Source organism: Nocardioides sp. 31GB23 (genome assembly GCF_040012395.1).
Taxonomy (GTDB): domain Bacteria; phylum Actinomycetota; class Actinomycetes; order Propionibacteriales; family Nocardioidaceae; genus Nocardioides; species Nocardioides salarius.
In genome coordinates this window covers 101,169-120,760 of record NZ_JBDYKJ010000003.1, presented here as the reverse complement: position 1 = coordinate 120,760, position 19,592 = coordinate 101,169, and the positions used below count along the sequence as shown (strand labels likewise).

The following is a 19,592-nucleotide window of genomic DNA, read 5'->3' as shown; positions in this document are numbered from 1 at the left end:
GCGCCAGTTCTTCCGGTGGCGGGCTGAGACCCCGAGTCCGGCCCGCCACCGGCCCAACCGAAGGAGGAGCCATGACCAAGCAGACGCCGAACACCGCCACGACCTTCCCCGTCGAGGTGATCCGATGAGCGCACACATCGAGTGGCTGGCCGCCGCTGAGACCAGCGTCCAGGTCCTCACCCCGGGCGAAGACTGGGTGGGTGCTGGGGAGCACCGCCGCCCGGTCCTGACTCTCGCCCAGGACGACGTGATCGCGATTGAGGGCACGCCCGCCGAGTTGCGTGCGCTCGCCGCGCAGATCACCGCCGTTGCCACCGCCGCGTCTGCACGGCTCGACCTCGCCGCTGAGGCCGGGTGATCCCTTGGCCACCATCCGGCAGGCGCGCCGCCCGCAGTGCTGTGTCCGTTGCGGGCGTCCCTTGCGCCGGATCAACTTCCTCTCCGGCTTCGTCGGCCCCGACTGCCCGCCGTTGGTTCGGATGGGGTGCGAGCACTATGCCTGTCTGGACTCGCTGTGCTGGTCGACCAGCGACGGCCGCCATCTGCTGGCCACCGACTGCGCCCAGCACGCACCGGCCGGTGCCGGAGCCCAGGCGGCGCTGTGGTGACGCCGCGTCGCTCACCACAGCGTCAGTTGCTCGCCCAGTAGCTCTTGGAGTCGCGCGAGGTCGTCGGCCACTAGCTGCGGGTCCTCACGCGCGAGGTCGCGAAGTTCCCGAGCCCGCCGACGCGGGCCGCGCGGGTCGGCCAGTGGGCTGTAGGGCAGCCGCCGCTGGACCGACCACTCGCGCCGATTCTGCGCCGCGCTCGACGCCACCACGTGATCCGGTGCGACCCGCTGGCACAGCGGGTTGTGACACCGGTGCCCGAGCAGCCGCGCCTGGGCGAGCGCGTCCACACCGTTCATCACCGCGAACGCGAACCGGTGCGCGATGATCACCCGTCCCGGCGCAAACCAGAACAGACCATGTCCGCCGCCGTCCGTGCGGTCACGCTCGGACCGGCCCGCAACCGCCCCGGTCCACCACAGGCACTCGCTCCCCGGCACCGTGGCGACCTTGGCCCGGTAGCGCGCGAGCACCCTCGGGTCCGCGATCGCCGCAGTCACTGCCGCGAGGCCGGCGTCATCCAACCGCCGTACCGGCACCCGCTCCCCCACTCGCGGCGGGCGCAGCCGTCGCGGCCGGCGCCCTAGCGCCGTCCTCGTCGCCCTTCTCGGCGTCCTGGTCGTTCTCGGCCAGCCGCCGCAGCCGCGTCGCCTCTCGCACGCCGATCTGGTCGCCGCACCACTCGACGGCCTCGCGCAGTGTCACGCCCTCGACCATCGTCATCTCGCGCAGCGCGGCCCCAGCCCGCTTCTCTGCCTCGGCCACCGCAGCGTCCCGCTCTCCGACCGCAGTCATCACCTGCACCGCCAGGTCTTCCAGCCGCTTGGCGCGCTCGAAGAGCGCAGCCCTCCGTTTCGACGTGACACTCCGCGCGTCACGTCGCGCCTTCTGGCGCATCGTCTGCTGACTCATCCGGTCATCCCTCGCTCGTGTCGACATGGACTCTGACAGTCACCTAGGACACAACCCGGACCCCGAGCGATCACCACCGCCGAAGAACCTTTCCAACACCCTCACCAGCCTCACCCGACCAGCACCCTCACACCGACACCGCTGAGCCCCTCCCGAGCGCCCCAGCGTCCCCCCTCGAACTCAGTCGCACCCCAACCTCCACACACCTAGTGCATTCCCGGTTCGCCGAATAGAAAGAACAGACGAAACTTCGCTGCGAAATTGATCGTTCCGAGGCCCCGATCGGACGTAGGTGCCCGTGACGATGAGCCTCCACAAGCTGACGGCCGGGTCGGGGTACGACTACCTGACCCGCCAGGTCGCAGCGATGGACGCCACCGACAAGGGTCACGTCGGGCTCGCGAGCTACTACACCGAGAAGGGCGAGACTCCCGGCGTGTGGGTCGGGTCCGGCATGGCGGGCATCGAGGGCCTGAACGCCGGCGACATCGTGACCGCCGACCACATGTCGGCACTGTTCGGCGCCGGCCACCACCCCCTCGCAGACCAGCGGATCAAGGAGCTGGATCTGCGGGTCGGTCGCGCCGACGTCGCGAGCCCGACCGAGGCCGACTACAAGGCGGCCGCTCGTCTCGGTACCCCGTACAAGGTCTTCGAGAACGACGTCAGCGCCTTCCGGGTCGAGGTCGCCAAGCGCCTCGCGGCCGTCAACGAGGCCGCCGGGCTGCCGGGCGACTGGCCGGTCCCCGCGCAGGAGCGGGCACGGATTCGCACCGAGGTCGGGCGTGACTTCTTCCGGGCCGAGCACGGCCGCGAGCCTGCCGACGCGCGCGAGCTCGCCGCCACGATCGCCAAGCACTCCCGGCCCAAGACCAACGCCGTGGCCGGATACGACCTCACCTTCTCGCCGGTGAAGAGCGTCTCCACGCTGTGGGCACTGGCCGACCCCAAGACCGCCGCGGTCATCGAGCGCGCCCACCAGGCGGCGATCAAGGACGCGCTGCACTTCATCGAGACCAAGGCGCTGTTCACCCGCCAGGGCACCAACGGGATCCGCCAGGTCAACGTCCGCGGCCTGCTGGCCACGGCGTTCACCCACCGCGACTCCCGCGCCGGCGACCCGGATCTGCACACCCACGTCGCGGTCGCGAACAAGGTCCAGACCCTCGACGGGAAGTGGCTGGCGATCGACGGCCGGCTGCTCTACAAGGCCAAGGTCTCTGCCTCGGAGACCTACAACACTGCGCTCGAGCGGCACCTGGGCGACGCGCTGGGGGTGCGGTTCGCGGAGCGCCCGAATCCCGCCGCCCGGAAGCGGCCGGTGCGCGAGATCGTCGGCGTCGACCCCGACCTCAACCACCGCTTCTCCAAGCGCCGCGTCAGCGTCGAGGCCCGCCGCAAGGTGCTGGCCGCCGAGTTCCAGGCATCCCACGGCCGCCCGCCGACACCGATCGAGACGCTGCAGCTGGCCCAGCGGGCCACGCTGGAGACCCGCGAGGCCAAGCACGAGCCGAGCTCGCTGGCCGAGCAGCGGGAGGCCTGGAACCGCGAGGCGGTCGAGGTCCTCGGCTCACCGCGAGACCTCCAGCAGATGCTCCACGGCGCACTCAACCCGACCGCCGCCGCGACCGCCCCGGTCGCCGACGCGGCGTGGTTCGCCAAGATCAGCGATCGGATTGTGACGACGATGGAAGGCGGCCGCGCCACCTGGCAGTACTGGCACGTCTACGCCGAGGCCCAGCGCCAGGTGCGGGCCGCCAACGTGCCCACCGACCAGGTCAGCACCGTCGTCGGCCTGCTGGTCAGCGAGGTCCTTGACGGCTGCTCGATCAGCATCACTCGCCCCTTCGACGAGATCTCCGAGCCGCCCGAGTTGCGCAAGCTGGACGGGTCCTCGGTCTACACCGTCGGCGGCGTCCACCTGTTCACCTCGAGCAAGGTCCTGGCCGCCGAAGAGCGCCTGGTGGAGGCCGCCGGTCGCCGCGACGGCTACGCGGTCGACGAGCAGAACGTCGCACTGGCTCTCCTGGAGTCCGAAGCCAACGGGGTCACCCTAAACGCCGGCCAGGCCACCTTGGTCAAGGAGATGGCCACCTCCGGCGCCCGGCTGCAGCTGGCCATCGCGCCCGCCGGCTCGGGCAAGACCACCGCGATGCGGGCGCTCGCCCAGGCCTGGACCGACGGCGGCGGCAGCGTGATCGGCCTCGCCCCCTCAGCCGCGGCCGCGGACGCCCTACGCCAGTCCATGGGCTCCCAGACCGACACCCAGACCGACACCCTCGCCAAACTCACCCACTCCTTGATCACCGGCGATGCGCCCGACTGGGTCGCCGGCATTGGCCCGCAGACGCTCGTGGTGATCGACGAGGCCGGCATGGCCGACACGCTCTCCCTGGACATCGCCGTGCAACACGTCCTCGAGCGCGGCGGCAGCGTCCGCCTGATCGGCGACGACCAGCAGCTCGCCGCGATCGGCGCCGGCGGCGTGCTGCGCGACATCCGCGCCACCCACGGCGCGCTGCAGCTGACCGAGCTCGTGCGGTTCACCGACCCGGCCGAAGGCGCCGCCTCGCTGGCGCTGCGCGAGGGCAAGGGCGAGGCCCTGGGCTTCTACCTCGACCGCGACCGGGTGCACGTGGGAGACCTGGCCACGATGACCGAGGACGTGTTCGCGGCCTGGCAGGCCGACCGTGCAGCAGGGCTGGACGCGATCATGCTCGCCCCGACCCGCGAGCTGGTCAGCGAGCTCAACCAGCAGGCCCGCGCCCACCGACTCGCGGGGGCCGACCCCGCGAGGCCCGGCCTGGCCCGGCGCCTGGCCGACGGCAACGAGGCCAGCATTGGCGAGTTGATCATCACCCGCACCAACGACCGCAAGCTGCGCACCTCGGCCACCGACTGGGTCAAGAACGGCGATCGGTGGACCGTCGTCGGCCTCCACGAGGGCGGCGACCTGACCGTGCAGCACACCCAGCACGGCCGTACCGTCCGCCTCCCCCAGGAGTACGTCGGGGCCTCCACCGAGCTCGGCTACGCCTGCACCGTGCACACCGCCCAGGGCGTCACCGCCGACACCATGCACGGGCTGGCCACCGGCACCGAGTCGCGCCAGCAGCTCTACACGATGCTCACCCGGGGCAAGAGCGGCAACCACGTCTATCTCGAGGTCGTCGGGGACGGCGACCCGCATTCGGTGATCCACCCGACCCTGGTCCGCCCGCTGACCCCGACCGACATCCTCGAGTCGATGCTGGCCCGCGACGACGCCCAGCGGTCCGCGACCAGCCTCATGCGCGAGCAGGCCGACCCCGCTACCCGGCTCGGTGAGGCAGCCCAGCGCTACCTCGACAGCCTCTACGTCGCGGCCGAGAACGTCGTCGGTCCCGATGTCGTCGAGGCCCTGGACAGCATCGTCGACCAGCTGCTTCCCGGCCTGGCCGATGAGGCTGCCTGGCCCACGCTGCGCGCCCATCTGCTGCTGCTTGGCGCCGCGGGTGAGAGCCCCGTGGAGGCGATGCGCGCGGCCGCGAGCGACCGAGAACTGGTCTCGGCCGAGGACCGCGCCGCGGTGCTCGACTGGCGGCTGGACGCCTCCGGCATGCGCAACGCCGGCACCGGCCCACTGCCCTGGATGCCCGGCATACCGGAGAGACTGGCCGACGACCCGCACTGGGGTGCCTACCTCGACCAGCGCGCGCACCTGGTCGACCAGCTCGCCAACGAGGTCCGCCGCCGGGCCGCGGCACAGACGTCGCTGCCGACCTGGGCGCAGAACGGGATCCGACCCGACACCGACACGGTGGCCGACGTCGAGGTCTGGCGAGCGGCCATGCAGGTCCCCGTCGACGACCGTCGCGCGACCGGCGCGCCGCAGCTACAGAAAGCCTCCTCCACCTACCAGCGACGGCTCAACCGGCGTATCACCGGCGACCACACCCCAGCGCTCACGGAATGGCGCCAACTGCTTTACTCGCTGGCCCCGCAGGTCCGCGGCGACGAGTTCACCCCGCTCCTTGCCGAACGGCTCGCGGCCATGTCACGCACCGGCGTTGAGGCCCACCAGCTGCTCCGCACCGCCACGTCGGCTGACACTGGGGCCGGACCTCTTCCTGATGAGCACGCCGCGGCGGCGCTGTGGTGGCGCATGGCACGCCACCTCTCGCCCGCCGTGGCCGTCCAGGTCGGGGACGGCTCTCACGGCGAGGGGGTCACCACCAGCTGGGCAGCACACTTGCCCGAACTGCTCGGCGAGGAGCGGGCCGCCCGCATCCAGGCGAGCGCCTGGTGGCCCGCGCTGGTCTCCAACGTCGACCACGGACTGCAGCGCGGCTGGCAGCTCGAAGCCCTGCTCTCGTCCGGGTCCGCCCTGCCCTCCGACGACGTCGACGAGTGCCAGGCGCTGGTGTGGCGAACCTCCATCGCGCTCGAACCGATCCCCGACGAGCACGAGCACGACTACCACTTCGACGAGCCGCCGGTGGACATGTGGGACGGCGTCGAGCCCGACCCGGCCACGTTGGTCGACCACCCCGACGACATCGAATGGCCGCTCCCGCACGACCTCGAGGCCGATGACAACCACCTGGTCGACCAGCCCGAGCCGGACGAGGCGATCGACCAGGTCGACGTCGCCCCGTCGGCGGCCGACAACGTCGACGAGCAGCAGTTCGTCGAGGGCGACCTGACGCTGGCCGCGTACATCCGCGACCTCGGCGGCACCCCGCTCGAGCCGACCGACGCCGACATCCGCCTCATGTACCAGCGGGCCGATGAGTGGTACTCCTTCCCCGTCACGCGCGAACGCATGATCGAGATCAACGAGATCACGCAGGCCTTCTTTGAGTCCGGGTTCACCGACTCATGGGGTCGCGACCACCTCACCGGCCGGTTCGGGATCGACATCGCCGGGCACGAGCACTTCCGTCCCGGACAGGCGCCGGCCGGGTGGACCAACCTGGTCGACCACCTGCGCCAGCGTGGCGTCAGTGAGGCCGAGATGTTGGCCACCGGGGTCGCCACCACCGCCAGCACCGGCCGACTGATCGACCGGTTCCGGGACCGAGTGATGTTCCCGGTAGTCCACAACGGTGAGGTGCTCGGGTTCGTCGGCCGACGCCGACCAGACCTCACCGACGCCGACAAGGGCGGCCCGAAGTACCTGAACACCGCCGACACCCCGCTGTTCCACAAGGGCGCTCAGCTGTACGGCGTCGTCGACGAACTCCTCGCCGAGGGCGCCGTCCCGGTCATCGTCGAGGGCCCCATGGACGCGATCTCGGTCACGCTGGCCAGCGCCGGCCGCTACCTCGGCGTGGCCCCGCTCGGCACGTCACTGACCGACGAGCAGGCCTCCCAGCTCGGCGGAATCGGCCGCGACCCGATCGTGGCCACCGACGCCGACCTCGCCGGCCAGGTCGCGGCCGAGCGCGACTTCTGGATGCTCACCCCGCACGGTCTCGACCCCGGCTACGCCCGCTTCCCCGAGGGCCTGGACCCGGCCGACTTGCTCGCCCACCGCGGCCCCGCGGCACTCACCGCGGCGCTGGCCAGCGGCCAGACGCTGGGTGACCAGCTGCTCTCCGAGCGGCTCGACGACCTTGCGCCCGAGCAGGCCCGCGTGGCCGCGATGCGGGTCCTTGCCGCCCGGCCCAGCCGCGCCTGGGCGCCGGGCACCGACCAAGTGCGCGCCCGACTGCAGCTCTCCCAACTGCGGTCGCGGCGGGACCTGCGCGACGCCATCAAGGCGTGGGACGCCGATCCCCGTAAGGCCGCCCAGGCCGAGCTGAACAGCAGCAACGAGATCCGCGCCCGCCTCGAGGCCGCGGCCGCGAAGTCGCCGGCGGAACGCTGGGCCCCGCTGGCCCGCGAGGTCGACCCGCGACTGGTGGAGCAGGGCGACTGGCCCGCCACCGCGGCGATGCTGCAACAGGCCCACGAGCAAGGCCACGACATCGGCGCCGCTACCCGCGCCCTGGTCGCAGCAGCACCCCTGGGCGACACCCCCGCCCGCGAACTGCGCTACCGGCTGGTTCGGCAGGTTGGACTCGGCGAACACGACGCCGAATCCACCGACCGTGACGCCCCGAGGCTCCGGCGCGACGCGGGTACTGGACAAGAGCACGGCTCTTCGAACCCAGTACACCGCAGCCCCCGCCGGTAGGCACGACGGCACGGCCCAGACACTCTGTAAGTAGGAGTCCGTGACACGACACGGCTCCGAGTTCCCGAACAGGGACACCGCCTGACCCGAGATCGACCCCGCGGACGACCGCTCACACTTCAGGAATCACCAAGGGCGTTCCGGTCGGAGGTTCGGCCGCCCGCGGAGTGCAGAGCCAATCTGAATGTCGGAGGCTTCTGCCATCGTGAACCCATGAACGCATTCGAAGCTGCCGACTACGCGGAGCTTCTCCCGCGCCGTTGGAAGCGGCGGCTGGGGACCGCCGTCCTCGCGGTCGCGCTTCTGTTCCCCACCGCGTTCCAGAACTGGTATCTCGTACAGGTCCAGGACTACACCCAGAAGCTCACCAAGCAGCTCGAGCACATCTGGTTACCCGAGGCTGCCGTCGACAAGGCTCCCAGCTGACCAGGGTCCGGGCGACCGGAAGCGTGTGCTGCCGAACCAGACCGCGGTGGTCGTCCAGACTCGAACCAACAGACCGACCGACCACGACAGGAGGAACCGACTAATGAACGAATCCACCCTGTACGACGCTGCGGTGCCGAGCAACGGCGGTGATCCCGACACTCGCCCAGACCCCGGGACCCGCTTGACAGCGTCCGTGGAGACCGTCGACAACGACCGTGCCGGGCTGATGCTCGACGCCGGAGTGGTGCGTTGAAGTGCCGGCCAAGCGTCCTTCAAGCCAATCGCTGTACTCCAGCAACTGCGTGCCCACCCAGGTTGACGCGTCAGATCCAAAACCGTTCCCCGGGACGATCGAGACCGCCCAGATCGAGACCGTCGACAACGACCGCGCCGGGCTGATGCTCGACGCCGGAGTGGTGCGCTGAACGCGGCCGTCATCGTCGGCGACCGAGCAGATGCTCATGTCGCCGCGGTCCTGGGCGAGCTCGGTGAAGACCCGGTCATCATGGACGCGGCAACATTCCTCCGCTCACCGGTCACCATCAGCAGCGACTCGGTGGAAGTCGCTGGTGTCAACGTCGCACCGGGACCAGGCTGGTTGCGTCGCCTTGCTCCCGCTGGATGGGCCGAGGCGATGAGCGCTCCGGGAGCCGAAGGGGCATCACGCGCTGGCGCGATGTCTGCGCTCGCCGCCCTCGCGCGCGACGAACGCTTCTCGTGGCTCACACCTCTGGACCGGCTCGGCGGAGCGGAGAACAAGCCGTACCAGTACCGGCGCGCAGCAGCAGCCGGAGTGCCGGTGCCGTCGTGGATCGTGACGACAGACCCTGATGCGATCCCCCGTGACGGGAACTGGGTAACCAAGCCGCTCGGCCCGGGGTCATTCATCGACGGCGACGGCAACGGATGGATCGTCCCCACCACGGTTGCCGACCTGTCCGAACCCGAGATCATCACCCGGGTGCCGTTCATCCTTCAGCGCCAGGTGAACGCCACAGTTCACGCTCGCATCGTCACGGTGGGCCAACAGGCATGGTCGGCGACTCTGCTCGCTGACGAGTTGCCGCTGGATTGGAGGCTCTCTCCCGCCGGACACCATGGCTTCACGACCACACCGGTCCCCGAGAACGTCCGCGAACTCGCCCTGGTCGCCAGCCGGGCGGTCGGTGTTGGCTACTCGGCCCAGGACTGGATCCAGGACGAGGACGGCGACTGGTGGTTCATCGATCTGAACCCGGCAGGTCAGTGGTTGTTCCTCCCCGAGGCGGTTGCGACCCCAGTCACAGTTGCCATCGCCCGGCACATCGAAGGACGCCCGTGACCAGCCGCAGAGAGCGGGCCAGGACGGCGGTCCGGGCAGCATTCGAAGAGGCGAAGCTGTTCTTCGGGTACGCCTTCATCGTCTTTGTTCCTGGATCGAACCCTCCCCGTCACCCGCACGCGAGCCCCGATGCGCCGAAGCTCCCACCCGCGAACTGGACCGACGAGGAGTGTCAGCTCTACATCGACGAGGCACGCCTCGACGTCCAGCACCAGCAAACGGAGAAGCGCGACATTAGAGCCCGCGCTCAGGTGATGCTGACGACCGCCATCGTCGTTGCCGGCGCCATCGTTGCCTCCTACGTCGGCAAGGCCGGGCTCTGTGTCGTCGAGAGCCTGCTGTACATCGCAGCCGGGCTCTTCACGCCGGTGTCGGCGGTGGTCGTCCTCGGCGCCGGCTTCCTCGCAGCAGCGCACATCACCGCCTGAACTCGCCGACCCACGCCAAGCCTGCTCATCGGGCCGCGGGGAGGTCTCGCGGCGTTCCGCCGCCCGCCGAACATCCCGTTTCCGCGGCCGACTTCAGAAGGCCCACGACCTCAGCAGGCTTCAGTGGCAGGAGCCGCATCGGCTTGACTGTGCGTTGTGTGTATCCGCCATGAGCCCCCTCGCTAAGCCTCGATCCACCGTCGGAACCGTCAGCCTCACCGCGCTACCCCACTATGAGTCCGGCGAACTCAGGCGCACAGTCGCCAATGGGTGGACTTTGCGGAGATGATGCCGCCGGCTGCCAGGCCGGAGGACGGTCACCAGGGTGGCGACGGTTTCGGCGCCGTCGTTGCGGTCAGTTGGCCGCGATCGGTGGCGGGTCTTGGCCGTGAGCGAAGAGCCGTCGCCAGGCGTCCTGCCAGGGCCACCCGACCGGGAGGTGCATGGTGATCCGTCGTGCCGAGGAGGCGATCCGGGCCGGGACGGCGATGAGTTTGCGGCGGATCGTCGCGGTGGTGGCCTTGGCCAGGGCTGGGCCGGTGATGGTCGCGGCGGCTCGGGTGAGGTTGAACGCCATGACCGCCAGCACCAGCCAGGCTGCGTTGGCGTTGAACACCCCGGACGGCATGTGCGCCAGCGCAGAGTTCTTCAGGTCGGAGTGGACCTGTTCGATGATCGCGTGGCCGCGGTGGGTCTTGTCAGCGGCCACGGTGTCTGCCACGGCCGGGTCGGTGGTGGTGAAGAACGCGTGGAAGCGCCAGGTGTCGAACAAAGTGGCCTGACCGTTCTTGGCGCTGGGTTTGAGGTCGGGGATCCGGCGGACCACGAGCCGTCCGGTGACCTGCTCCGCCTTCTTCTTGGAAGTGAACGCGGTGAACGGAATCTCGGCGACCTCGGCGCGAGAGACCCAGGTGCTGGTGGGTTCGTCGAAGATGGCGTCGGTGTACTCGATGGCGGTCCACGCATCGTCATCGATGGTGGCGATTGCGGCTTTGACCTTGGGATCCATCCGGACGGTGACCGAGACATCGGCGCCAGCTCGTAGCGCAGCACCGACCGTGGCGTAGCCGTAGAACGCGGAGTCGGCACGCACCAACGGCGTCGCCGGGGACAACGAGCCGATCGTCTTCAACGCGTCCGCGACCAGCCGGGCCGCGCCCCGCGGTGAACCACACGATCCCTTCCGGAGCCGTTGGGCCACGATCACCGGCGCCGACGCGCTGGTCGACACGGTCGCGAGCAGCGCGTTGAGTCCGCGGACCCCGGAGTAGCCGTAGCTCGAACCCTGCTTGGCGTAGCCGTGGACCTCGATGATGGTGTCGTCGATGTCGACCATCACACCCTCTCGCCGGAGTCACTTGAGGTAGCGACCAGCGGTGCCTGGGCAGCCAGCTGGGTCAGGAACCTCGAGGCGACCGCGTCGAGCTGACGGACGTGACCGAAGCTGAACGAGCGCAGGAACGAACCTAGGGTCGAGGGCGCGTAGGCGCCTGCGAACACCCGTCCCATCCCACCGTGGCGCAGCAGAGCCATGTCATCGATGCTGTCCGCGCCGGCGACCATTCCCGCGACGAGCGAGGTGACCTTCAGTCCGGCGTTCGCGCCCTTGTCGGTCGGGACGATCAGATGCGTCTGGGCCAGTTCTTGGAGCCCCGCGGACTGGGCCAGTGTGAGGACCGGGACCAGCCCGGCCGACGACACGAGATTCGGATCATCGAACACCGCCGAGGTCGCGCGGGGCGTGTGGCAAAGTTGCATCTACGAGATGCCCTTCGTGATGGCGTGAATTGGACCCTAGAGAAGTCAAATTCTTCCAGCACGTAAGGGCATTCTCACTTCACGGCACGCTCACCCGACCGACCTCATCGGTGGATCGAGGCTTAGGTGACCAGGAAGCGAGGTGGACCATGAGCACAGCCCAAACTGAGAACACGGGTCCCGGATTCGTCATTTTCACCGCGCTCGGCAACGCCGCGCTCGACCAACTGGCCGCCTCCCTGGCGGCCGAGTGCGACGGCTCCCCGACGAGCATCGCCGACCTCCTTGAGCGTGTTCTGGAGGCCGACGTCGAGGACCTGGCCGAATCTCTCAGCGAGGCCGCCCATCCGCCGGTGCGACATAGCCGTCCCAGTCGCGACGTCGAAGAGGTCGGTCCCGCGGCCGAGAGTCCGGACGGCGCGGCCCGCCGTCGTCTCACGGTCCGTGCACTGCTCGCCGGCGGCGCGGCCGACGCGCGCGGCATCACCCGTTGAGCAGCGCGCCGCGGGCATACAGGTCGTTACACATGGCTGACGTGTAACAAGATGTATGGGAGATCCTGATGTTGCCGAACCCCTACTCTCCGGGCGAGCTGCCTCGGGTGCTGGCCGGCCGGGAGGAGCAGCAGAACCGCATTCGCGGCTACCTGAGCCGGATCGGAACCTACGGCGAGATGGGTGGTCCGCTCCTGGTCTTTCAGGGCCCGCGTGGTGTTGGGAAGACCTCGCTCCTGCGCGAGGCACAGCGCGACGCTGAGGGGCATGGATTCATCACCGCCTGGGTCTCCTGTCGACGCAGCGCCCCGTTCTTGCCGGACCTGGTAAGCCGGATCGGGAAAGCGATCGAGACTGCCGACATCCTGCCCCGCGCCGAGAAGGGACGGTGGGGTCTCCGCCTGGAGCGAATCGGCGTGGAGATCGGCGTGCCCAGCGTCGTGAAGGTGAGCGCCTCGGCGTCGGCGGACCGCTATGAAGGCGACCCGCCGCGAGGCGCCCGGATCTCAGCCCTCGAGGACCTCCTGCACGAGACGAGTAGGCAGGTGCGCGGCCGCGGCGGCGCGGGCCTGGTCGTCTTCGTCGACGAGCTGCACGCCGCTGCGCGCGACGACCTCGCGGTCCTTCTCAACGCGATGCAGAACCTGGCCGGGAAACGGGAGGACAACCCCTTCGCCGTGATCGGCGCCGGGCTGCCCTCGGCGCCCGCGGCCCTGGTCAAGGCGGCCACGTTCGGGGAGCGCAGCACCTTCCTCACCCTCCCACGACTTCAACCCGCGGCCGCGGAGACGGCGGTGGCCGAGCCCGCGGACGACCTGGGAGTTCACTGGACCTCCCAGGCCCTGCAAGCGGTCGTGTCGGAGGCCCAGGGCTTCCCTTACCTGCTGCAGGTTCTCGCACACGCCACCTGGGAGGCGGCGCGCCCATCACGTGAGGGCGTTGTGCTCGACATCGACGACGTGAACGCCGGGCTTCCGGTCGCCGACGACCAGCTGACCACCATGTACTCCGCACGTTGGGCGGCCGCGAGCGATCTGGAGAAGAAGATCATGGCCGTCATGGCGGGCGCCGGCAGCACGACGGTGACGCGCGCGGAGATCGCCGCGACGCTCGAGCGACCCACCCAGGCGCTGGGTGTTCCCCGTGAACGCCTGATCGACAAGGGCATCATCGAGCCGGTCGGGCACGGCGAGCTCCGATTCACCATGCCCGGCTTCGACCGCTACATCCGGGAGACGCTGGCCACCGGAGCGCCCTCGGACGCCACGGACCCGGCGCTGGGCCGGCTCGGTGCCGGCCGCCGGCGGCGCGAACTCCCGCCCGCCTCCGACGGCGGTCACGACACGCCGCAGCTGTAGAGCTCACGGCAGCTTGGCAACGTAGAACCGCCTCGAGCTCGGCGATGCCATTCGCCGATTGGCGTTGGTCGCGCCACCTCGGCGAGGTCGTCGAGCAGCTCGTCGACGGTGGCGTCCTTAGTGCTTATAGTGCCGGCGCGCAGTAGGCGTTCCACTCCCCACCGCTGCGGCGCGCCGGGGGTAGGCCTCCACGTCGGCCGGGGCGTTGAACCACGCGGCAGTGGCATTGACGCCCTTCGTGCGATCAGAGCCCCCTGGTCGTCCATGGCCGCTCAGTCTCCCGCCCCCGGCCCTGTTGGGAGCCCCTGACCGGTTATCCACAGCCGCGCCGTCGGCCGAGCGAACACCGGCCGCGATCAGCGACACTTCGACAACCAGAGACCACATCATGACCGAAGGAGCAGCAGGTGGACGACGGTGGCGGACTCGAGGCAACAGCGCACGCGAAGGCGGCTCGCGAACACGTCTTCGGCTTCAACCGGATCACGATGTGGGAGCGGGACCGGATCCCGGCCGAGACGTCTGACCAGCTCGCTGAGTTCGCCGACATCGCGGCCGCGTTCCCACAGGCATTCTCGCAGCTGTCCAGCACGCTCGAGCAGGCCCTGGCCAACCAGGTGCTCAGCATGGACTCGATGCCCGACGAGTCCGATCCGTCCATGGCGATCGGCGTCGCGCGACTCCATCTGGAGGAGGCGCGCGGCCTCGCGGTCGACCTCCACAAGCACCTCAGCGCCGCCCACAACGCCACCGCCCACATCATCAGCCAGGGCGTCGACGACGGCCAGGAGTCGATGAACTGGGACCAGCCCTAGGAACACCCACCGGGCTTCGGTGAGCCGGCGCCGGATCCAGATTTCTTCGGCTCGGTGATCGTCCCGGCGGGCCGGGCTTCCTTTGGTGACTGAGACATGTACCCGGTCCACCAAGGAGCTGCCCGTGAGCACGCCCACCGATACCCCCGATCGTGACCCTGTTCAGGAGGTCCGCGATCACCTCGAGCAGGCCCTGGCCTCGCTCGACCGGCTGTGTGAGCTCGTGCCTCCGCCCAGCAGCTCTCCGGCGCCCGAGAGCGGAGGAGGCGAATCGGCATGACGTCCACCGACACCACGCTGCGCGCCGCCGACGCCGTCTTCGTCGCCGAGCGGGCCGTGGGCCGCGCCCGACGGGTGGTTGAGGACATCCAGACCACGATCACCTCCGCACTCCGCGTGCTCGACGACGCCGAGCTCGACTCAGCCAAGGCGAGACTCACCGACCGCGGTGACTTCTACCTCGGGGCGGCCAGCGAGCACCTGGGTCGGCTCCAGACCCGCTGCAACGAGATGCCGGAGCTGACCCGCGAGCTGTTCGGGCACCTCAACCGCGCTTCGGAGTCGCTCGCCGAGGCCCGCGGCTTCCTCGACCTGGCCGAACCCTCCAATCCCGTCGTCGCGGGCGACGTCGCGCAGCTGAAGCCACGCATCGCGGTCGTCGGCGAGATGGTCGCGCTTGCCAAGCCGGTGGCGCAGCTCGCCGCCCAGCACGTCGACAGCGCGCGCCGAGCCAGCCAGGACGTCACTCCGCCGGCGCTGCTCGAACCGGTCACCCTGGACCGCAGCATCCGCACTGCCGGCAAGGAGCTCGGCCGCGCTGATGAGGACGTTCGCCTCCTCGGGGACGTCGTCGACCACGCTGCGACCAGCGCCCGGCAGTCGGCCGGCATCGCCGCCGAGATCTCCGACAACGCCCGCCGCCGGATGTCCGAGCACGGCCGGGACCCGGATGCCAGCGCCGCCGCCCCGGCCACCGGGTCCCCGGCTCGGTAGGGCGGGATGAGGACGCCATAGACCTCGACCATGGCGGCCGGCACCTTGCCCGGCCGGCGCCGTTATGAGCGGGCTCGACGTCGACGAGCAGATCCCGGCCAACATCCCGCTCCCCCGGCCTCCGCGAACAGCAGCGGGCGGTTCCGGCGCCGGCGAGCGGCCCAGCTGCGGGTGGCCAGGTGAAGGCCCTCGGCGGCATCGCCACCGCGGCGATCGCCGTCCTCGCCGCCGGCGGGATCAAGGCTGCCTTGCCCGGCGCCCCCGCCGACCCCGCTGGCAGCGAGGCGACCGCGACCCGAGTCCGGGTCGTGGTGGTCCTCGACGGCGACACGCTTCGCGTCGAGGACCTCGACGGAGGCGATCTCGGCCGAGTCCGCCTGCTCGGCATCGACGCCCCCGAAGTCGCCCATCCCCCGACGCCGGCCGAGTGCTACTCCACCGAAGCCACCGAGCAGCTCGAGCAGCTGGCACCGGTTGGCAGCACCGTCTTCCTCACCACCGACATCGGCCAGCCCGACCGAGACCGCTACGGCCGGATGCTGCGCTATGTCGACCACGCCGGCACCGACGCAGCCCGCGAGCTCCTGGCCGCCGGCGCAGCACGGGTCTACGACACCGACCAGCAGCTCGCTCGCGAGACCGACTTCGCCGCGGCCGCACAGGACGCCCACGGCGCCGAGACCGGCCTGTGGGGCAACTGCTGAGCACCATGTGATCGCCCCCACGCCTGGGCCGGACTTAGGAGACCAGGAGGACCGGCGCAGCCGGTGCCGGTCCGCGGATCCACTGGGAGTAACCATGAGCGACTACACCGCTCGCGAGGAAGTAGCACTTGAGGAAGAGGCCCGCCAGCGCGCCGATGAGATCCGGGCCACCGAGGAAGCCGCCGCGCAGGCCGCGGCCGCCGATACCGGCCCCTCCCCCGACGCCGAGATCGCGCAGGTCCAACGATCGGGCCGGCAGCACGACCACACCGACACCGCCGCTTACCAGCGCCCCCAGCTCGGCCGCCGCCGCGGCCCTCGCCGATAGGCCAGGAGGTGTCAGCGATGGCTGCCCCGATCACCCCGGCCGCCCCCAGTCAGTCGACCGTGCGATGGGTCGACTGCTCGCACAAGCTCGGCCCGCTGCCGTGCATGAACCACAAGCCGCACGTCGGGGACGGCCGCGGCTGCGTCCACCACTCGACGTCCGGCTTCCAGGACGACGACTAGGTGCGTGGACTGCCCACGAGCGGCTCAGCCGGGGACCAGGTGCAGCCGCGGCCGCTGAGGCGGCTCCGCGGCCGCTTCGAGGCGCTGCCAGCCGCTCGAGCGTCATCGGATTGCCCGTAGCGGCGCAGCAGTCCCGCCAGCACCCCGCCCAGCCCGAGCTCGACCACCAGCTGGTCCGCAGCAACCTCCGCCCGGGCCTCGATCACGCGGCCGGCCGTCGGCACCAGGTAGGTCAGCGCGATGACCGCCCCACCCAGCAGCCCCGGCCAGGTCCGGCCCTCAGTGACCGACTGCACCACGCAGATCACGCCCACGACGCCGCGCAGCGTCCAGGCCACCCGCATGAACGGCAGCCAGGCAAACGCCCGACCCACACAGCGGAAGGTGGCCACCACCATCCGCCAAGGCGTCGTGGCCGCCAGCACCGCAGCCTCCAGCCGCGGGCGGATTGCACGACGCCGACCGACAGCATGCGCCAGTACCGCCACCGCCTCCGCGCCGGTCACGCCGCCGCGGTAGGTCCCCTCCACCAGGCCCGGCGTGATGACCACCGCCCTGTGCCCGATCGCCAACGCCACCGGCGTCTGCGGCCGCTGCACACGACGCACGTACAGGGAACCGACGTCGACGCCACGGCCAGCCGGCTCGGCCAGGAACGGCGCCATCACCCGGAACTCGGCCTCCGTCGCCGGCCGCGACTGGGTCAGCAACCCGATCGCCACCACCTCGAGCTGGCCCAGCGCCAACGCGCCCAGCACGGCCGCCGAGGCCAGGAACAGCACCAGGCCCAGCGCCGGCGGCAGCAGCGCGAACACCACCACGGCGAGCACGAAGCTCACCAGCAGCGCAGGCCCGAGGGTCACGACCCTCAGCACCGTCATCGGGACCTTCATCTCGACCACCTCCATCAGTCAACACTAGTGCGAATCTCTCGACTTTGCCGCGGGGTGATCGTCCGACGACCTCCGCGCGACCTAGGCGAACGAGACCAGTTTGTGCCCAGCCGCCGACACAACGGAGTTATCCACAGCCCCAATCCACGCCAGAGCAGGGACCGGCCCCGCCATGGGTTCATGAACCAGACCCGATCCCGGACGACTCCGACCGAAAGGAACCACCCCGTGCACACCCTCACCGCCGATGACACCTGGGACCGCCTCGGCTCCATCGCCCAGCTGCTCCACCAGGCCGCCACCCGCGCCTGGGAAGGGGCGGAACCAGACTCACCGCTGCAGTCCCTCGGTCTCGGCGTCTACCTGGCACAAGCACGGGCCAGCTCGCTCCTCCCCGAGGACTACCGGCTGCCCGACGTCGACCAGGAGGACCTCGAAGGGCAGAGCGCGCTGCAGCTGCTCACGGCCGCGGAGGAACTCACCCGGCCGCTCCCAGCCCACCGCCCCGACCTGGTCAACAGCTCCCAGCTCGTGGTCGACCTGTGCGACCTGATCCGGGAGGCACGCGACCTTGGATGCTGACCACCGGAGCGGCTTCGCCGACGTCGACGACGCGCTCTTCGACACCACGCAGATCCCGCTCACATCTCGGGACATCCGCACCGTCGGCGAGCTGCTGCACGACGTCGACCACACGGCGCGCCACCTCCTGATGGACGTCGCCGGCGACGACGCCGGCCGACTCCTCCACGGCTGGCCCGACCTCGTCGCGGCCGCGGCGACGCTGTGGAGCAGCCTGCCCGGGCAGCAGTTCGGGGCAGGCGCGCACACCCGCGACGAACCCATCACTCGCCTGGTCTCGGTCGGGGACGCGATCGGCAGGAGCCTGCGTAGCACCAGCTGGCCACCGGTGAGCCAGCCCGATCGGCGCATGACCCAGATGACCAGGACCCTCGGTCACGCCAGCGACCTGGTGCACCGCTTCGGCGCCGACCTCCCGGTCCAGCGCACCGAGAGCTACCGCGACCTCGAGGCCGCTCGCGCCCGGATCATGCACGCCCTGTACGTCAGCGCCCACGCCGTCGGTGTCTCCCTGCACCAGCACGGCCACAACCGGTACCAGGACGCCCTCGGCACTAACCGGCCCATCGAGCTCAACCGGCGTCACTCCCCCTACGCCGTACCGCCGACCACCGAGTGGATCCGCCGCATGGCCGTCTCCGAGGCGGCCGCGGGCAGGTACCTCGACGGACGGTTCACCCAGGCGCTCCGGGGCGAAGCCAACCGACCGATCGAGGACGACACCCGGATCTCCCGGGCCCTCGCCGGGTGGGACATCCAGGCCCACCGCACCCTCGCCTCCGACGCATGGCCGACCAACATGGTCCTCATCACCCGCACCCAGGGCCTCATCGCCGGCGCCGCCATGGTGCTCGTCGACGCCGCACAGCTCGCCGGCCACCTCGAGCCCACTGACCGGCTCTCACCGGCGATCGCCGAGGCCGGCCGTGCGTGGAGCAACCTCGCCAGCCGCTGGGGCGACCTCACTGCCCCAGATGCTCGTCTTGACCCCGACCTGATGCACAAGGCCGCCGAAGTTCGTGCCGCCTACCGCGAGCTGACCCACGCCTCCACCACCATGGCCAGCCTCGATGTCATTGCCGCCAGGCCCGGCCTTCTGCCCGGCATCGACGCGACCCTCCACACACTCGAGTCAAGCTCGGAGTGGCGTATGTCGTCGCGGAGAAGGCCGAGGCACCCAACCTGACCGGACCAGCTCGAGCGCTGTCCATCCGAGCGCACAACGACATCGAGGCCGGCCTCGTCGCCGCCGATCCAGTTGGCGACGTCGTATGGATCTCGCCGGTAGACATTCTTGCCCGCAAGATCGTTAGCGCACCTCGCCCTTTCGTCGAGGCTCTTCGTCGAGCCAGCGCGAGAACGGTTGAATCGAGCAACAGGGCGAGCGCGGCGTCACTCAACCACGAGCTCGAGGTGCACGCGGGCAGCCGGGCAAATGCCCCTCGCAGCTGTTCCAATGCCGAGCTACACAGTAAATATCTAGCGGAAGCACCTCATACAGGCGGTCACGCTCCTTCACGCTGAGTCGCCCAACTACACCCAGCGCCACAGGCACCCGCGGCATGGCTCGGGGTGAGTCGATGTTCCGCGGAAGGTGATCGTACGGACGCCACGTCCTTCCTTAGGT

21 protein-coding genes and 1 pseudogene are annotated in these 19,592 nt (G+C 70.2%); 18 read left to right on the top strand and 4 right to left on the bottom strand.

All coding sequences use genetic code 11. The annotated features are described in order from the left end of the window. The first annotated feature begins 124 nt into the window (after nucleotides 1-124). Both ABKW28_RS01800 and ABKW28_RS01795 read left to right on the top strand, forming a co-directional pair. Complete coding sequence (locus ABKW28_RS01800; RefSeq protein WP_056678559.1) at nucleotides 125-358, top strand: hypothetical protein; 234 nt, start codon at nucleotides 125-127, stop codon at nucleotides 356-358. A 4-nt stretch (nucleotides 359-362) separates the two neighbouring features. Beyond that, the gene (locus ABKW28_RS01795; protein ID WP_156393526.1) at nucleotides 363-608 is read left to right on the top strand and encodes a hypothetical protein; all 246 of its coding nucleotides are present in this window, start codon (nucleotides 363-365) and stop codon (nucleotides 606-608) included. A gap of 11 nt (nucleotides 609-619) precedes the next feature. Here the strand turns inward: ABKW28_RS01795 and ABKW28_RS01790 are convergent, their stop codons facing one another. Together ABKW28_RS01790 and ABKW28_RS01785 are read right to left on the bottom strand one after the other, a co-directional pair. After that, nucleotides 620-1,132: a hypothetical protein gene (locus ABKW28_RS01790; protein ID WP_302710103.1), complete on the bottom strand. Its 513-nt coding sequence runs from the start codon at nucleotides 1,130-1,132 to the stop codon at nucleotides 620-622. Beyond that, nucleotides 1,125-1,520, bottom strand: coding sequence for a hypothetical protein (locus ABKW28_RS01785; RefSeq protein ID WP_056678568.1), 396 nt, complete (start codon nucleotides 1,518-1,520; stop codon nucleotides 1,125-1,127). Before ABKW28_RS01785 ends, ABKW28_RS01790 begins: the two co-directional genes overlap by 8 nt. Nucleotides 1,521-1,824: 304 nt before the next feature. On the opposite strand from ABKW28_RS01785, the gene mobF reads away from it, so the two are divergent. The 6 genes from mobF (at nucleotide 1,825) to ABKW28_RS01755 (ending at nucleotide 9,858) form a co-directional block, all read left to right on the top strand. Next, nucleotides 1,825-7,680 carry a MobF family relaxase gene (gene mobF / locus ABKW28_RS01780; RefSeq protein WP_056679446.1) on the top strand — a complete coding sequence of 1,952 codons (5,856 nt, stop codon included), beginning with the start codon at nucleotides 1,825-1,827 and terminating at the stop codon, nucleotides 7,678-7,680. A gap of 213 nt (nucleotides 7,681-7,893) precedes the next feature. Next, nucleotides 7,894-8,106 (top strand): hypothetical protein, encoded by a 213-nt coding sequence (locus ABKW28_RS01775; RefSeq protein WP_056678569.1) that lies wholly within the window; start codon nucleotides 7,894-7,896, stop codon nucleotides 8,104-8,106. 103 nt (nucleotides 8,107-8,209) lie between these two features. After that, nucleotides 8,210-8,362, top strand: coding sequence for a hypothetical protein (locus ABKW28_RS01770; protein WP_156393527.1), 153 nt, complete (start codon nucleotides 8,210-8,212; stop codon nucleotides 8,360-8,362). Nucleotides 8,363-8,411: 49 nt separating this feature from the next. Beyond that, complete coding sequence (locus tag ABKW28_RS01765; protein WP_268788281.1) at nucleotides 8,412-8,534, top strand: hypothetical protein; 123 nt, start codon at nucleotides 8,412-8,414, stop codon at nucleotides 8,532-8,534. Between the two features lie 251 nt (nucleotides 8,535-8,785). Further along, complete coding sequence (locus ABKW28_RS01760) at nucleotides 8,786-9,430, top strand: hypothetical protein (RefSeq protein WP_056678571.1); 645 nt, start codon at nucleotides 8,786-8,788, stop codon at nucleotides 9,428-9,430. Next, a complete protein-coding gene (locus ABKW28_RS01755; RefSeq protein ID WP_056678574.1) occupies nucleotides 9,427-9,858 on the top strand; it encodes a hypothetical protein in 432 nt (143 codons plus the stop codon). The genes ABKW28_RS01760 and ABKW28_RS01755 overlap by 4 nt, the downstream gene beginning before the upstream one ends. Before the next feature lie 355 nt (nucleotides 9,859-10,213). Here ABKW28_RS01755 and ABKW28_RS01750 read toward each other — a convergent pair. After that, a pseudogene (locus ABKW28_RS01750) lies at nucleotides 10,214-11,616 on the bottom strand (IS1380 family transposase). A 149-nt stretch (nucleotides 11,617-11,765) separates the two neighbouring features. Here ABKW28_RS01750 and ABKW28_RS01745 point away from each other — a divergent pair. The 8 genes from ABKW28_RS01745 (at nucleotide 11,766) to ABKW28_RS01710 (ending at nucleotide 16,490) form a co-directional block, all read left to right on the top strand. Continuing rightward, nucleotides 11,766-12,110, top strand: coding sequence for a hypothetical protein (locus ABKW28_RS01745; protein WP_056678577.1), 345 nt, complete (start codon nucleotides 11,766-11,768; stop codon nucleotides 12,108-12,110). 68 nt (nucleotides 12,111-12,178) lie between these two features. Continuing rightward, nucleotides 12,179-13,468 carry an ATP-binding protein gene (locus ABKW28_RS01740; RefSeq protein ID WP_056678579.1) on the top strand — a complete coding sequence of 430 codons (1,290 nt, stop codon included), beginning with the start codon at nucleotides 12,179-12,181 and terminating at the stop codon, nucleotides 13,466-13,468. A gap of 407 nt (nucleotides 13,469-13,875) precedes the next feature. After that, nucleotides 13,876-14,283, top strand: a complete 408-nt coding sequence (locus ABKW28_RS01735) for a hypothetical protein (RefSeq protein ID WP_056678582.1) — start codon at nucleotides 13,876-13,878, stop codon at nucleotides 14,281-14,283. A 124-nt stretch (nucleotides 14,284-14,407) separates the two neighbouring features. Further along, nucleotides 14,408-14,563, top strand: a complete 156-nt coding sequence (locus ABKW28_RS01730; protein WP_156393528.1) for a hypothetical protein — start codon at nucleotides 14,408-14,410, stop codon at nucleotides 14,561-14,563. Further along, nucleotides 14,560-15,276: a hypothetical protein gene (locus tag ABKW28_RS01725; RefSeq protein WP_056678585.1), complete on the top strand. Its 717-nt coding sequence runs from the start codon at nucleotides 14,560-14,562 to the stop codon at nucleotides 15,274-15,276. Before ABKW28_RS01730 ends, ABKW28_RS01725 begins: the two co-directional genes overlap by 4 nt. A gap of 179 nt (nucleotides 15,277-15,455) precedes the next feature. Continuing rightward, nucleotides 15,456-15,980, top strand: a complete 525-nt coding sequence (locus ABKW28_RS01720; protein ID WP_056678587.1) for a thermonuclease family protein — start codon at nucleotides 15,456-15,458, stop codon at nucleotides 15,978-15,980. Between the two features lie 94 nt (nucleotides 15,981-16,074). Continuing rightward, nucleotides 16,075-16,308, top strand: a complete 234-nt coding sequence (locus ABKW28_RS01715; RefSeq protein WP_056678591.1) for a hypothetical protein — start codon at nucleotides 16,075-16,077, stop codon at nucleotides 16,306-16,308. Between the two features lie 17 nt (nucleotides 16,309-16,325). Beyond that, complete coding sequence (locus ABKW28_RS01710; protein WP_156393529.1) at nucleotides 16,326-16,490, top strand: hypothetical protein; 165 nt, start codon at nucleotides 16,326-16,328, stop codon at nucleotides 16,488-16,490. On the opposite strand, the gene ABKW28_RS01705 is transcribed toward ABKW28_RS01710, so the two are convergent. Next, entirely contained in the window at nucleotides 16,487-17,398 is a 912-nt protein-coding gene (locus ABKW28_RS01705; RefSeq protein ID WP_056678594.1) for a hypothetical protein, read from the bottom strand. The genes ABKW28_RS01710 and ABKW28_RS01705 overlap by 4 nt on opposite strands. 213 nt (nucleotides 17,399-17,611) lie before the next feature. Between ABKW28_RS01705 and ABKW28_RS01700 the strand changes: the two genes are divergently transcribed. Then, a complete protein-coding gene (locus ABKW28_RS01700) occupies nucleotides 17,612-17,965 on the top strand; it encodes a hypothetical protein (protein ID WP_056678597.1) in 354 nt (117 codons plus the stop codon). Beyond that, on the top strand, nucleotides 17,955-19,151 hold the full coding sequence (locus ABKW28_RS01695) for a hypothetical protein (RefSeq protein WP_056678598.1): 1,197 nt from the start codon (nucleotides 17,955-17,957) through the stop codon (nucleotides 19,149-19,151). The genes ABKW28_RS01700 and ABKW28_RS01695 overlap by 11 nt, the downstream gene beginning before the upstream one ends. Nucleotides 19,152-19,592 lie beyond the last annotated feature (441 nt).